Genomic DNA, 11743 nt, shown 5'->3' on the forward strand with positions numbered 1-11743 from the left:
GCCGCCATCGGCGACCGCGCCGCCATCGGCGACCGCGCCGCCATCGCCGACCGCGCCGCCACCGCCGACCGCGCCGCCATCCGCCCCCGGCCCTCCGGCGGCCGCCACCGCCAGCGCGCCCCGCAGGTGCGCGGTCAGCACCGGCAGGGGCAGGCTCGTCGCCACGTCGAAGATGCGGTGCTCGTGGGCGAAGTTCGCTCGGGTGTAGCTGTTGTCGGGGTCGGTCGCGGCGGCGTGACGGGCGCTCACCACCAGCATCGTCGCGCGTGCCACCACGAGGGGCCAGAACGCGTCGACCTCGGCGTCGGAGAGCGGGCGCCGAGCGTGGAACGCGCGCACGGCGGGCAACACCGACACCGGCGTCGCGCTGCGGTGATGCAGCAGCGACGAGCAGGTCACCGCGATCTCGCCCACCGCCCAGGAGTGCATCACGTCACCGAAGTCGATGATGCCCACGGGCTCCGGCTGCCCGGCCGGGTTGGTCAGGGCGACCACGTTGTCGTCGGTGAGGTCGCCGTGGATCACCTGGCGAGGCAGGTCGTCGCGCACGGCGCCGATCGCGGCCCAGGCCTCGTCGAACGCCGCCTGCAGGCGCGCGGCGAGTTCCGAGTCGTCGACGAACGGCATCAGGTCGGTGACGAGGCGCTGGGCGTTCCGCAGGTCCCACTCGAGGTCGCGCTCGGTTCCCGGGTGTTCGAACCCGTCGAGCGCGAGCACCGACCGCGCCGCGAACGACCCGAGGGCCTCGGCCGCGGCCGGTCGCAGATACCGCGAACCCGACAGGGGAGTGCCGTGCAAGAATGACAGCAGGCGCACGTGCAACGTCTGATCCGCGAGTTGCACCGAGCTCACGAGTCCGCCGTTCTCGGTGGGCCGGGTGCGAGGAGCCGCGACATCCGGAGTTCTCGACACGAATCGGGCCGCGGCGAGCGACTGCGCCTCGAGCTCGTCGACCCGCGCCGAGGGGTTGGCGAACTTCAGAACGAACCGACCACGGCTGCCCGCGTCGACGAGGAAGTTGGCGTCTTGCTGGCTGCCGAGCGCTGTCACCTCGAGCGACTGCCCCGGGCCCGCGGTCAGGCCGAATTCCTCGGCTGCCACCCGCATCGCGAGCGCGACCGGAACCACGGGCGCGGGCGTGATCGCCACGGCGAACGAGCGGGCGCCGTCTGAGGAGGTCACTCCATGATCATCGCATCCCTTGACAGATCGGCCCAAGCCTGGTTGGTTAGTTACATGAGTAATGAACCAGCCAAGGATCGCCGTCGTGGATGACTCACGGCCGATCTTCGTTCAGATCGCGGAGCTGATCGAGAACGACATCATCGGGGGAGCCCTGCCGGAAGAGACGCAGGTTCCCTCGACCAACGACTTCGCGGCGTTCCACCGCATCAACCCCGCCACGGCGGGCAAGGGCGTGAACCTGCTGGTCGACGAGGGAATTCTCTACAAGAAGAGGGGGATCGGCATGTTCGTCGCCGAAGGAGCCCGAAGCCGGCTCGTGGCCAAGCGCCGCGACCAGTTCCAGAACGAGTACGTGCGGCCACTGGTGACCGAGGCCGGCAAGCTCGGCATCACCGAGACCCAGCTCGTCGAGATGATCAGAGAGGAAGGCGCCGAATGAGCGCGGTAGTCGAGGTCTCGCACCTCACGAAGAACTTCAGAAGCGTCACCGCCGTCGACGACGTGAGCTTCACCGTCGAGGAGAACATGATCTACGGCCTGCTCGGCCGCAACGGCGCCGGCAAGACGACGCTCATGCAGCTGCTCACGGGGCAGGACTTCGCGACCCGCGGCGACATCCGCGTGTTCGGCGAGAATCCAGTCGAGAACGCCCCGGTGCTGCAGCTCGTGAGCTTCATCAAAGAGAGCCAGAAGTACCCCGACGATTTCAAGCCCAAGCACGTGCTGAAGAGCGCACCGTGGTTCTTCCCGTTCTGGGACGCCGACTTCGCCGAGCGACTGATCGACGACTTCCGGCTGCCGCTGAACCGGCGCATCAAGAAGCTCTCGCGCGGGCAGCTCTCGTCGATCGGCGTCATCGTCGGTCTGGCGTCACGCGCGCCGCTCACCTTCTTCGACGAGCCCTACCTCGGGCTCGACGCGGTGGCCCGGCAGATCTTCTACGACCGCCTGCTCGAAGACTACGGCGAGCACCCCCGCACCGTCATCCTGTCCACGCACCTGATCGACGAGGTCTCGAACCTGCTCGAACACGTGCTCGTGATCGACGAGGGCAAGATCATCGTCGATCAGGATGCCGACACCCTCCGCGGCTCGGCTACCACCGTGGTCGGCACCCGAACGGCGGTCGACGCCTTCGTGGCCGACCGCGAGGTGCTGCACCGCGACTACGTGGGCGGACTGGCATCCGTCACGGTCGGCCGCCTCGGCCAGGCCGAGCGCCTCGAGGCGGCTGACGCCGGCCTCGAGCTCTCGCCGGTGTCGCTGCAGCAGCTGATCGTCAGAAAGACGAACGTCTCCCAGAAGGAATTCGAGCAGAGCGCATGACCATTCAGACCGAACCCACCGCCCCCGCGGCATCCGATCGCCTCGGCGGCAGCCGCATCATCGCCGTGCTGCGGCTCAACTTCGTCAACCGGTTCGCCGTTCTCGGGCTGCCCTGGATGATTCTCGGATTCATCTTCGTGGTGAACCTGGCTATCTGGTGGATCATCTTCTCGTCGGTCAGCGACCCGGCCGACCGAGCGGATGTCTCGGAGGGCCTGCAGTACAGCGGCGCATCGTTCTACATCTTCGTCTACATGGCCGTGGTGGGGGTGCAGGCCATCGCCATGACCTTCCCGTTCGCCCTCGGCTACAGCGTGACCCGGCGAGACTTCTGGCTCGGCACGGCGCTCACCTTCGTGGTGCTGTCGGCCCTCTACAGCGCCGGCATGACGCTGCTCGCCGCCATCGAGGTCTGGACGAACGGCTGGGGCTTCGGCGGCCGCATGTTCACGGCGCTCTACTTCGGCGGCACGGAGGCGCCGTGGTTCGAGCGGTTCTTCCTGTTCTTCGCGGCGTTCTTGTTCTTCTTCTTCGTCGGCGCCGCGATCGCCGCCATCTATCAGCGGTGGCGCGTGAACGGCATGGTGGTGTTCACTGCCGTGCTCACGCTGGCGCTGGTCGCGGTGGTCGGCGTGATCACCCTCAGCAACAGCTGGCCGGCGGTGGGCGAGTGGTTCGCGGTGAACGGGCCGGCCGGAGTGGTGGCGTGGAGCCTGCTGCCCACGGCGGTGTCGGCGCTCGCCGGGTTCCTGCTGCTGCGCCGGGCGACGCCGAAGACCTGATGCGGTTAGCGGATGCAGAAATAACGAGGAGCGACGTCGAAGAGGGCGTCGCTCCTCGGTATTTCTGCATCGGCTAACCGAATGAGGTGGTCGCGGTGCGGCGGGCGGGCGATTGCAACGTTGTAGACTCCCGATCGAGCGATCGAGCGATCGAGCGATCGAGCGATCAAGCGAGAGGGGCCGCCGTGACCGTGACCCTGCGCGAGGTGGCCGCGGCCGCAGGGGTGTCGATCAAGACCGTCTCCAACGTCATCAACGGCTATGCCCACATCAGCGCCCGCACCCGCGAGGCCGTCGAGAAGGCGGTCGCCGACCTCGGCTACCAGCCCAATCTTTCGGCCCGCGGCCTGCGCTCGGGCCGCACGGGGGCGATCGGCCTCGTCATCCCCGACCTCAAGAACCCCTACTTCGCCGAGCTGGCGGGCTCGGTCATGCGGGCCGCCTCGCAGCACGGGCTCGCCGTCTTCGTCGAGCAGACCGGCGGCGACCGCGCACAGGAGCTCGCCGTTCTCGCCAGTCCTCGCATGCGCATGGCCGACGGCATCCTGTTCAGCGTCACCGGCCTCGATCAAGCGGATGCCGCCACCGTCGCCTTCCCCGTGACCACCGTGCTGCTCGGCGAGCGTATCTTCGGCGCCGGGGCCGACCACGTGACCATGAAGAACGTCGAGGCCGCCCGCGCCGCGACCGAGCATCTCATCGAGCTCGGCCGCTCGCGGATCGTGGCGCTCGGAGCTCGCCCGCACGAGGTGTCGGGGTCGGCCGGGCTGCGACTGCGGGGCTACCGCGAGGCGCTCGAGGCAGCCGGCATCCCTTTCCGTGACGAGCTCGTGGTCGACGCGACCCCGTGGCACCGCGCCGACGGTGCGCGCGCGGTGCGCGAGCTGCTCGCGGCGGGCACGGGCTTCGACGCGGTGTTCGCGTTCAACGACACGCTCGCGTTCGGCGCCATGCGGGCGCTCGGCGACGCCGGCCTCGGGGTGCCCCGCGACGTGGCGATCATCGGCTTCGACGACGTCGACGAGGCGCGCTACTCGATGCCCGCGCTCACGTCGATCGACCCGGGGCGCGACGAGATCGCCGAGACGGCGGTGCGCTTGCTGGCCGCCCGCATCGGAGGCGACAGCACGGAGCCGTTCGTGCTGCACGAGGCGGCGTTCCGGATCGTGACGCGCGAGTCCACCGGCGGTTGAGCGGTCTTGACAGCGTCGGCAGCGGCCGCCATCATCGGTTTACAACGTTATAGGTAAACGTTGTAAACACGCGAAGCCGCGACTCCCGGCTCGCCGATCGACCACGAAGGGCGCGGACGACATGCCGGAAGCCACCATCCTCCTCGACCCCCTGCACGCCGTCGGGCCGGTGCGGCGGCGCACGTTCGGGTCGTTCGTCGAGCACCTCGGGCGATGCGTCTACGACGGGCTCTACGAGCCGGGGCATCCCACGGCCAACGACGACGGGTTCCGGCTCGACGTGGTCGAGCTGGTGCGCGAACTCGGGTCGAGCACCATCCGCTACCCCGGCGGCAACTTCGTGTCGGGCTACAAGTGGGAAGACGGCGTCGGCCCCCGTGAGCAGCGCCCGGTGCGCCGCGACCTGGCCTGGCACTCGCTCGAGTCGAACCAGGTCGGCACCGACGAGTTCGCCCGCTGGTGCGCGCTCACCGGTTCCGAGCTCATGCTCGCGGTCAACCTCGGCACCCGCGGCACGGCCGAGGCGCTCGACCTGCTCGAATACGTCAACCACCCCTCGGGAACGGCGCTCAGCGACCAGCGCATCGCGAACGGAGGCACCGAGCCCTACGGCGTGCGCATGTGGTGCCTCGGCAACGAGATGGACGGGCCGTGGCAGGTCGGCCACCTCTCGGCCGACGACTACGGCAAGATCGCGTCGCGCACGGCGTCGGCGATGAAGATGGCCGACGACTCGCTCGAGCTCGTGGTGTGCGGGTCGTCGGGCTCGTCGATGCCGACCTTCGGCGAGTGGGAGCGGGTGGTGCTCGAGCACACCTACGACAGCGTCGACTACATCAGCTGCCACGCCTACTACCAGGAGCGCAAGGGCGACCTCGGGTCGTTCCTGGCGTCATCCGTCGACATGCAGTTCTTCATCGACACCGTCATCGCCACCGCCGATCACGTGAAGCACCGGCTGCGCAGCACCAAGACGATGCTGCTCTCGTTCGACGAGTGGAACATCTGGTACCTCGACGAGCACCAGGCCTCCGACGAGGTCAACGACGAGTGGCGCTTCGCTCCCCGCCAGCTCGAAGACGTGTACTCGGCCGCCGACGCCGTGGTGCTCGGCTCGCTGCTCATCACGCTGCTGAAGAACACGGACCGGGTGGCGTCGGCGAGCCTCGCCCAGCTGGTGAACGTGATCGCGCCCATCATGACCGAGCCCGGCGGCGACGCCTGGCGGCAGACCACGTTCCATCCGTTCTCGATCACGAGCCGGCTGGCCGCCGGAACGGTGCTGCGGCCCGTCATCGACAGCCCGCGCTACGACACCGCCGTCTACGGCGAGGTCGACCTGATCGACTCTGTCGCGACCTGGGATGCCGCCACCGGGCGAGGCGCGGTGTTCCTCGTCAATCGCGACCAGACCTCGGAGCGCACGGTCACGATCGACGCGTCGAGCCTCGGCGCCGCACAACTCGTCGAGAGCCTCACCCTCTCCGACGACGACGTCTATGCCAAGAACACGCTCACCGACCAGAACCGCGTCACCCCTCACCCCAACGCGACCGCAACGCTCAGTGCCGGCATCCTCACCGTGACGCTCCCCCCGGTCTCCTGGACCGCCCTCTCCTTCCGCCGAGTTGCGCCAAAGTGACCACTTCCCCTGCGGGGAAGGTCACTTTGGCGCAACTCGGCGAGGGGGGTTAGACGAGGAGCTGGTGCTTTGCGAGGTCGCGGTAGAGCGGGGTGGATGCCACGAGCTCCGAGTGCGTGCCCACGCCCACGACCCGGCCGTGGTCGACCACCACGATCTGGTCGGAGTCGACCACCGTCGACAACCGGTGTGCGATCACGATCAGCGACCGGTTCTCGGCCACGGCGTCGATCGCCCCGCGGAGCATCTGCTCGTTGAGCCCGTCGAGCGACGACGTCGACTCGTCGAGCAGCAGCACCGGGGGAGCCGACAGCAGCGCGCGGGCGATCGCCAGCCGCTGGCGCTCGCCGCCCGAGAGCATGACCCCGTCTTCACCGACCGCCGCCGAGAGCCCCTCGGGCGAGCGGGAGAGCACCTCGCCGAGGTTGACGGCGTGCAGCACGGCGATGCACTCCTCGTCGGTCGCCTCGGGCGACGCGAGCAGCAGGTTCTGCCGGATGCTGCCGGCCAGCACCGGCGCATCCTGCTCCACGTAGCCGATCTGGGCCCGCAGCTCGGTGCGGTCGAGCTGCCGCACGTCGACGCCGCCGAAGCGCACCGCCCCTGACGTGGGGTCGTAGAAGCGCTCGATCAGCGCCAGAATGGTCGACTTGCCCGCACCCGACGGCCCCACGATGGCCGTGCGCTTGCCGCGGCCGGCCGCGAAGCTCACGCCGTGCAGCACGCCGGTCTCGACCTCTTCGGCCACGCTGTCCTGCGACGACGAGTCGCCCGGCTTCGCCTCTTCGTCATAGGCGAAGTGCACGTCGACGAACTCGATCGCCGGCGCATTCGGTGACGCCGAGCCCGGCGCCGCGAGGGCGGCCAGCGCCCGGTCGTCCTGCCCCTCGACGGGCAGGTCGATGATCTCGCGGATGCGCCCGAGCGCGCCGAGCGCCTGGTTCACCGAGTTGAGGGCGCCGAACGCCTGGCCGAGCGGCATGATCATCATGAACAGGAACAGGATGAACGACACCAGGCTCGCGATGGTGATGGCGCCCGACGCCACACGGAACCCGCCGACTCCCAGCACCACCAGCAGCGACACCTGCAGCGCGATGCCCGAGATCGGCACCACGAGGGCCGAGATCTTCGCGACCTTCACGCCCTGCTCCCACGCGCCCTGGGCGTCTTTCTCGACGGCCGCGATCTCGCGCTCGGTGGCGTTCGACGCTCGCACCGTGCGGATGGCGCTGATCGAGCGCTCGACGGCCGCCGCCAGGTCGCCCACCTTCTCCTGCTGCTTGCGGCTCGCGGTGCGGATGCGGCCCGAGATGAGCACCACGGTCACCACCGAGATGGCGATCACCAGCACGGTGAGGCCGAGCAGCACCGGGTCGATGATGAGCATGGCCACCAGCGCGCCGATGAACACCAGCGACCCGCCGATCGCGTCGACGAGACCCTGCGTGATGACGGCGTAGAGCAGGGTGGAGTCGGAGCCGACGCGCGACACCAGGTCGCCCGTGCGCCGGGTGTCGAACTCGCTGATCGGCAGGCGCAGCATGCGCCGCACGAGCTGCTGGCGGGCCGAGAGCACGACGCTGGTGCCGGTGCGCTGCAGCAGGTAGTGCTGGAACCCGCTGATGATTCCGGATGCCACGACCAGCGCCACCAGGGCCCACACCAGCATTCCCAGCGGCTCGTTCTGCTGCACGACCGTGATGACCTGGCTCACGAGGAGCGGTTGGGCGAGGCTGGCGGCCGCGCCGATGATGCTGAGCACGATGACCACGCCCAGCACCTTCTTGTGCTCGAGCAGGAAGGGCAGCAGCTGGCTGAACTTCGCGCGCGGCCCGTCGTCGGGTTTGCGGCCGCGGCCGAACGGGCTGCGGGAGCGCGCCGGCTTGTCGGCTTCGCGCGGGGCGGGCGACGTGGTGGTGGTCATGCTCTTCTCTCTGTGGGTTTCTCTCTGTGGGTTCCGGAGCTTCGGGGGGTTCGATGCGGTCAGGGACGGGGCACGGATGCGCGCCAACCGGCGCGGTCGCCGGGCTCAATGCCGGCCGTAGCGCTTGTGCACGGCCTGCCGCGAGACTCCGAGGGCCAGGGCGATCAGCTGCCAGGAGGCATTGGCGTTGCGGGCGCGGCGAACGGCGACGGCCTCGACCCGGTCGAGTTCGCGGCGCAGACCGGCGACCGCGCGCAGCGCGACGATCGGGTCGTCGCTGCCCGCCGCCGCGGCCAGGGTGTGTACGTCGGTGACATCCATGTCGTCAACCGTAGTTGACAAAAACGGCCCTCGTCAACTCAGGTTGACGAGGGCCGTTCCGCCGCGAGCGAACGCGGTCGTCGAGCTCAGTTCAGGTTGTTGTCGAAGTCGACGTCTCGGGTCTCTTTGCTGATGAACAGGGCGCCCAGGGTGATGAGCGCCATCAGCGACAGGTAGTTGCCCACGAGAGCGGGGCTGCCGTCGGCGGCCTGCCAGAGCGCCACCGCGATGAACGGCGCCACCGCCGCACCGAGGATCGACGCCACGTTGTAGCTGATCGCCGACCCGGTGTAGCGCACGTTGGCGGGGAACAGCTCGGGCAGCTCGGAGCCCATGGGCCCGAAGGTCAGTCCCATCAGGGTGAACCCGATGATGAGCAGCGCCATCACGCCGACGAAGCCGCCGCCGAACAGCGGCACGAACAGCAGGCCGAAGGCGGCGATGCCGATCGTGGTCCAGATGAGGGTGTTGCGGCGGCCGAAGCGCTCCGCCAGAGGGCCCGCCACGAGGGTGAAGATGCCGAAGAACACGCAGCCGACCACGAGCATGATCAAGAAGTCGTTGCGGCCGTAGCCGAGGCCGGGAACGAAGGTCGACGGGTCGAACGGCTTGCCCGCGGCATCCGCTGCCGCCTGCGCGGCCTCGACCGACGAGGCCGTGGTGCCGAAGGTGAGGGTGAACGTGGTCATCAGGTAGAACAGCACGTACGTGGCCAGCATGATGAAGGTGCCGAGGATGAGCGGGCGCCAGCTGGTCTTGAAGACCCGGGCGAGCGGCAGCTTGGCCACCTCGCCCGCGTTGACGACCTTCGTGAACGCCGGGGTCTCGACGAGCTTGAACCGCACGTAGAGGCCGATGATGACGAGCACGGCGCTCGCGAGGAACGGCACCCGCCAGCCCCAGGCCAGGAAGTGCTCGGGGTCGAGGGTGGTGCTCAGCACCAGGAAGACCACGTTCGCGATGATGAAGCCGATTGGCGCGCCCAGCTGCGGGAACGTGCCGTAGATGGCGCGCTTGCCCTTCGGGGCGTTCTCGGTGGCCAGCAGCGCCGCGCCCGACCACTCGCCGCCGAGGCCGAGGCCCTGGCAGAAGCGGAAGAGCACGAGCAGGCCCGGCGCGAGGATCTCCCAGCCCGGGGTGAGACCGGTCGGCAGGGCGCCGATGAGCACGGTCGCGATGCCCATGGTGAGCAACGACGCGACGAGCGTCTTCTTGCGGCCGATGCGGTCGCCGAAGTGGCCGAACAGGATCGAGCCGATCGGGCGGGCGACGAACGCGACGCCGAACACGGCGAAGGACTGCAGCAGCGAGATGGTGGGGTCGGCGTTTGCGAAGAACAGGGTGGGGAACACCAGCACGGCGGCGGTCGCATAGACGTAGAAGTCGTAGAACTCGATCGAGGTGCCGATGAGGCTCGCGAGGATCACCCGCCCGCGGGTGTTGCTGGGAGTGGCGGGAGGGGCGTCGAGCACGGTGGAGGACATAGGCGTAAGGGCTTTCGGATGGCAGAAGTCGGAGCCGCTCAAGCGAAGTGGCGCCGGTCGGGCACAGCAGGGCGTCGGCGTCGGCAATGATCGCGAGGATCACTCGCAAACCGTCAGTTTACGCTGCCTTAGGATGCTCTGGGAACGTCTTTCGAAGGAGCAACGCGTGGGCAGAGTGGTCGTGGTCGGTTCGCTGAACATCGATTCGGTGGTCGAGGTGGCGCGGCATCCGCTGCCCGGCGAGACGCTGCTCGGAGGAGACCTCGTGAAGCACTTCGGCGGCAAGGGCGCGAACCAGGCCATCGCGGCCGCTCGCGCCGGCGCCAAGGTGGCGTTCGTGGGCCGGGTCGGCGACGACGCCGACGGCGACGCCTACCTGCGCCGGCTCACCGGCTACGGCATCGACACCACGCACCTCTCACGCACCGCCGGGGTCGCCACCGGACACGCGGCGATCGCCGTCGACGCCCACGGCGAGAACACCATCATCGTGTCGCCGGGCGCGAACGGGCGCGTCACCGTGGCCGATCTCGCGTCGCTCACCACCCTCTCGCCCGATGACGTGCTGCTCGCCTCGCTCGAGGTCGACACGGATGTCGTGGCCGAGGCCGCGCGCATCGCCGCGTCTCGGGGAGCCCGCGTCATCCTGAACCTCGCCCCCTACGCCGGGCTGCCCGGCGACGTGCTCGACCTCGCCGACCCGGTGGTGGTGAACGAGCACGAGAACGAGCTGCTCGCCGCCGACGGTTACACCCCGCGGTCGGTGCTCGTCACCCTCGGCTCGCGGGGATCGCGCTGGGGCGACACCGTGGTTCCGGCGGGTGCCGTGACCGAGGTCGTCGACACCACGGGCGCCGGCGACTGCTTCTGCGGCACCCTCGCGGCCGGGCTGGCGGCGGGTCTCGCGGCCGCCGACGCGATGGAGGCGGCGTCGGCCGCCGCGGCGCTGTCGGTGGGGTGGGTGGGGGCGCAGGGCTGAGTTTGCTGCCGCGGGCGCCGTGCTTCGCGCGGCGTCCGCGGGCGGCGCCGGTCCCTGCCCGGCGCCGCGCGGCATGTGAGCGCGCGGTCGCTGCGCGGCCACGCGCTCACCTTGGGTCGTCGAGTGGGGCCTGTTGCGGGCGCCCTCGTCCCCCCGTACTTCCGCTGCGCGTCGCCTTGACGCGCGCCCCGTGCGCTCGCGCGGCCCGTCCCCTCCCCTCCCCTCCCCTCCCGCGAGTGGGCACTATTGGCGCCAAGAGCGACGTTTTGTCGCCATTAGTGACCACTCGGCGGAGGGGCCTTCTCTGCGAGTGGGCACTTTTGGCGTCAAGGACGGGGTTTTGGCGCGGAAAGTGACCACTCGCGGGAGGGGAGGGGAGGGGAGGGGTAGTGCCAGGCGCGGGGCGTTAGCGGGGGGTGCGGAGGTGGCGGAGGGTGAGGGCGGTGGCGATGGCGGCCTCGGCGGCTTCGCGGCCCTTGTCTTCTTTCGAGCCGGGGAGGCCGGCTCGGTCGAGGCCCTGTTGTTCGTCGTCGAGGGTGAGCACCCCGAAGCCGACGGGCTTGCCGGTGAGGATGCTGACCTGGGTGAGACCCGAAGTGGCGGCATCCGACACGTATTCGAAGTGCGGGGTGCCGCCACGGATGATGACGCCGAGCGCCACCACCGCGTCGGCCCCGGCCTCGAGGGCGGCCTTCGACACGACGGGCAGCTCGAAGCTGCCGGCCACGCGCACCTCGCTCACCGTCACGCCGGCCTCGGCCAGGGTGCGGCGGGCGCCGGCCAGCAGTCCGTCGGTGATCTGCTCGTGCCACGAGCCGGCGACGATGGTGATCGCGAGTCCGGTGCCGTCGAGGTCGAGGCTGGGTGCTCCTGCTCCGCTCATTGCGAGGGGTTCCTTTCGTGT

The 11743-nt window shown here is 69.5% G+C and carries 11 protein-coding genes; 6 read left to right on the top strand and 5 right to left on the bottom strand.

What is annotated here, in order from left to right; genetic code table 11:
• Positions 1–1182 (bottom strand): phosphotransferase (locus tag N1032_RS13730; protein WP_259539693.1); only part of this gene is annotated, 1182 nt, incomplete at its 3' end.
• A gap of 61 nt (positions 1183–1243) precedes the next feature.
• Here N1032_RS13730 and N1032_RS13735 point away from each other — a divergent pair.
• The 5 genes from N1032_RS13735 to arfA all read left to right on the top strand — a co-directional run bounded on the left by N1032_RS13735 (position 1244) and on the right by arfA (position 6128).
• On the top strand, positions 1244–1624 hold the full coding sequence (locus N1032_RS13735; RefSeq protein ID WP_259539694.1) for a GntR family transcriptional regulator: 381 nt from the start codon (positions 1244–1246) through the stop codon (positions 1622–1624).
• Positions 1621–2511 (top strand): ABC transporter ATP-binding protein, encoded by an 891-nt coding sequence (locus N1032_RS13740; RefSeq protein ID WP_259539695.1) that lies wholly within the window; start codon positions 1621–1623, stop codon positions 2509–2511. The genes N1032_RS13735 and N1032_RS13740 overlap by 4 nt, the downstream gene beginning before the upstream one ends.
• Complete coding sequence (locus tag N1032_RS13745) at positions 2508–3293, top strand: hypothetical protein (RefSeq protein ID WP_259539696.1); 786 nt, start codon at positions 2508–2510, stop codon at positions 3291–3293. The genes N1032_RS13740 and N1032_RS13745 overlap by 4 nt, the downstream gene beginning before the upstream one ends.
• Before the next feature lie 185 nt (positions 3294–3478).
• On the top strand, positions 3479–4486 hold the full coding sequence (locus tag N1032_RS13750) for a LacI family DNA-binding transcriptional regulator (RefSeq protein WP_259539697.1): 1008 nt from the start codon (positions 3479–3481) through the stop codon (positions 4484–4486).
• Between the two features lie 121 nt (positions 4487–4607).
• Entirely contained in the window at positions 4608–6128 is a 1521-nt protein-coding gene (gene arfA, locus N1032_RS13755; protein ID WP_259539698.1) for an arabinosylfuranosidase ArfA, read from the top strand.
• A gap of 49 nt (positions 6129–6177) precedes the next feature.
• Here arfA and N1032_RS13760 read toward each other — a convergent pair whose 3' ends face one another.
• The 3 genes from N1032_RS13760 to N1032_RS13770 all read right to left on the bottom strand — a co-directional run bounded on the left by N1032_RS13760 (position 6178) and on the right by N1032_RS13770 (position 9860).
• On the bottom strand, positions 6178–8055 hold the full coding sequence (locus tag N1032_RS13760) for an ABC transporter ATP-binding protein (RefSeq protein ID WP_259539699.1): 1878 nt from the start codon (positions 8053–8055) through the stop codon (positions 6178–6180).
• Between the two features lie 105 nt (positions 8056–8160).
• The gene (locus N1032_RS13765; protein WP_259539700.1) at positions 8161–8376 is read right to left on the bottom strand and encodes a hypothetical protein; all 216 of its coding nucleotides are present in this window, start codon (positions 8374–8376) and stop codon (positions 8161–8163) included.
• An 86-nt stretch (positions 8377–8462) separates the two neighbouring features.
• Positions 8463–9860, bottom strand: a complete 1398-nt coding sequence (locus tag N1032_RS13770) for an MFS transporter (RefSeq protein ID WP_259539701.1) — start codon at positions 9858–9860, stop codon at positions 8463–8465.
• Between the two features lie 166 nt (positions 9861–10026).
• Between N1032_RS13770 and N1032_RS13775 the strand changes: the two genes are divergently transcribed.
• Positions 10027–10839 (top strand): ribokinase, encoded by an 813-nt coding sequence (locus N1032_RS13775; protein WP_259539702.1) that lies wholly within the window; start codon positions 10027–10029, stop codon positions 10837–10839.
• Positions 10840–11245: 406 nt separating this feature from the next.
• Here the strand turns inward: N1032_RS13775 and ribH are convergent, their stop codons facing one another.
• Entirely contained in the window at positions 11246–11722 is a 477-nt protein-coding gene (gene ribH / locus N1032_RS13780; RefSeq protein WP_259539703.1) for a 6,7-dimethyl-8-ribityllumazine synthase, read from the bottom strand.
• Positions 11723–11743: the final 21 nt, after the last annotated feature.

This window comes from Herbiconiux daphne (assembly GCF_024979295.1).
In the GTDB taxonomy this organism is placed as follows: Bacteria; Actinomycetota; Actinomycetes; order Actinomycetales; family Microbacteriaceae; genus Herbiconiux; species Herbiconiux daphnes.

What these genes read in the sequence shown, in the direction of transcription:
- N1032_RS13740 (WP_259539695.1), top strand. Translation starts at nt 1,621, where the DNA reads ATGAGCGCGGTAGTCGAGGTCTCGCACCTCACGAAGAACTTCAGAAGC.
- N1032_RS13770 (WP_259539701.1), bottom strand. Translation starts at nt 9,860, where the DNA reads ATGTCCTCCACCGTGCTCGACGCCCCTCCCGCCACTCCCAGCAACACC.
- ribH (WP_259539703.1), bottom strand. Translation starts at nt 11,722, where the DNA reads ATGAGCGGAGCAGGAGCACCCAGCCTCGACCTCGACGGCACCGGACTC.
- N1032_RS13760 (WP_259539699.1), bottom strand. Translation starts at nt 8,055, where the DNA reads ATGACCACCACCACGTCGCCCGCCCCGCGCGAAGCCGACAAGCCGGCG.
- N1032_RS13765 (WP_259539700.1), bottom strand. Translation starts at nt 8,376, where the DNA reads ATGGATGTCACCGACGTACACACCCTGGCCGCGGCGGCGGGCAGCGAC.
- N1032_RS13745 (WP_259539696.1), top strand. Translation starts at nt 2,508, where the DNA reads ATGACCATTCAGACCGAACCCACCGCCCCCGCGGCATCCGATCGCCTC.
- N1032_RS13735 (WP_259539694.1), top strand. Translation starts at nt 1,244, where the DNA reads ATGAACCAGCCAAGGATCGCCGTCGTGGATGACTCACGGCCGATCTTC.
- arfA (WP_259539698.1), top strand. Translation starts at nt 4,608, where the DNA reads ATGCCGGAAGCCACCATCCTCCTCGACCCCCTGCACGCCGTCGGGCCG.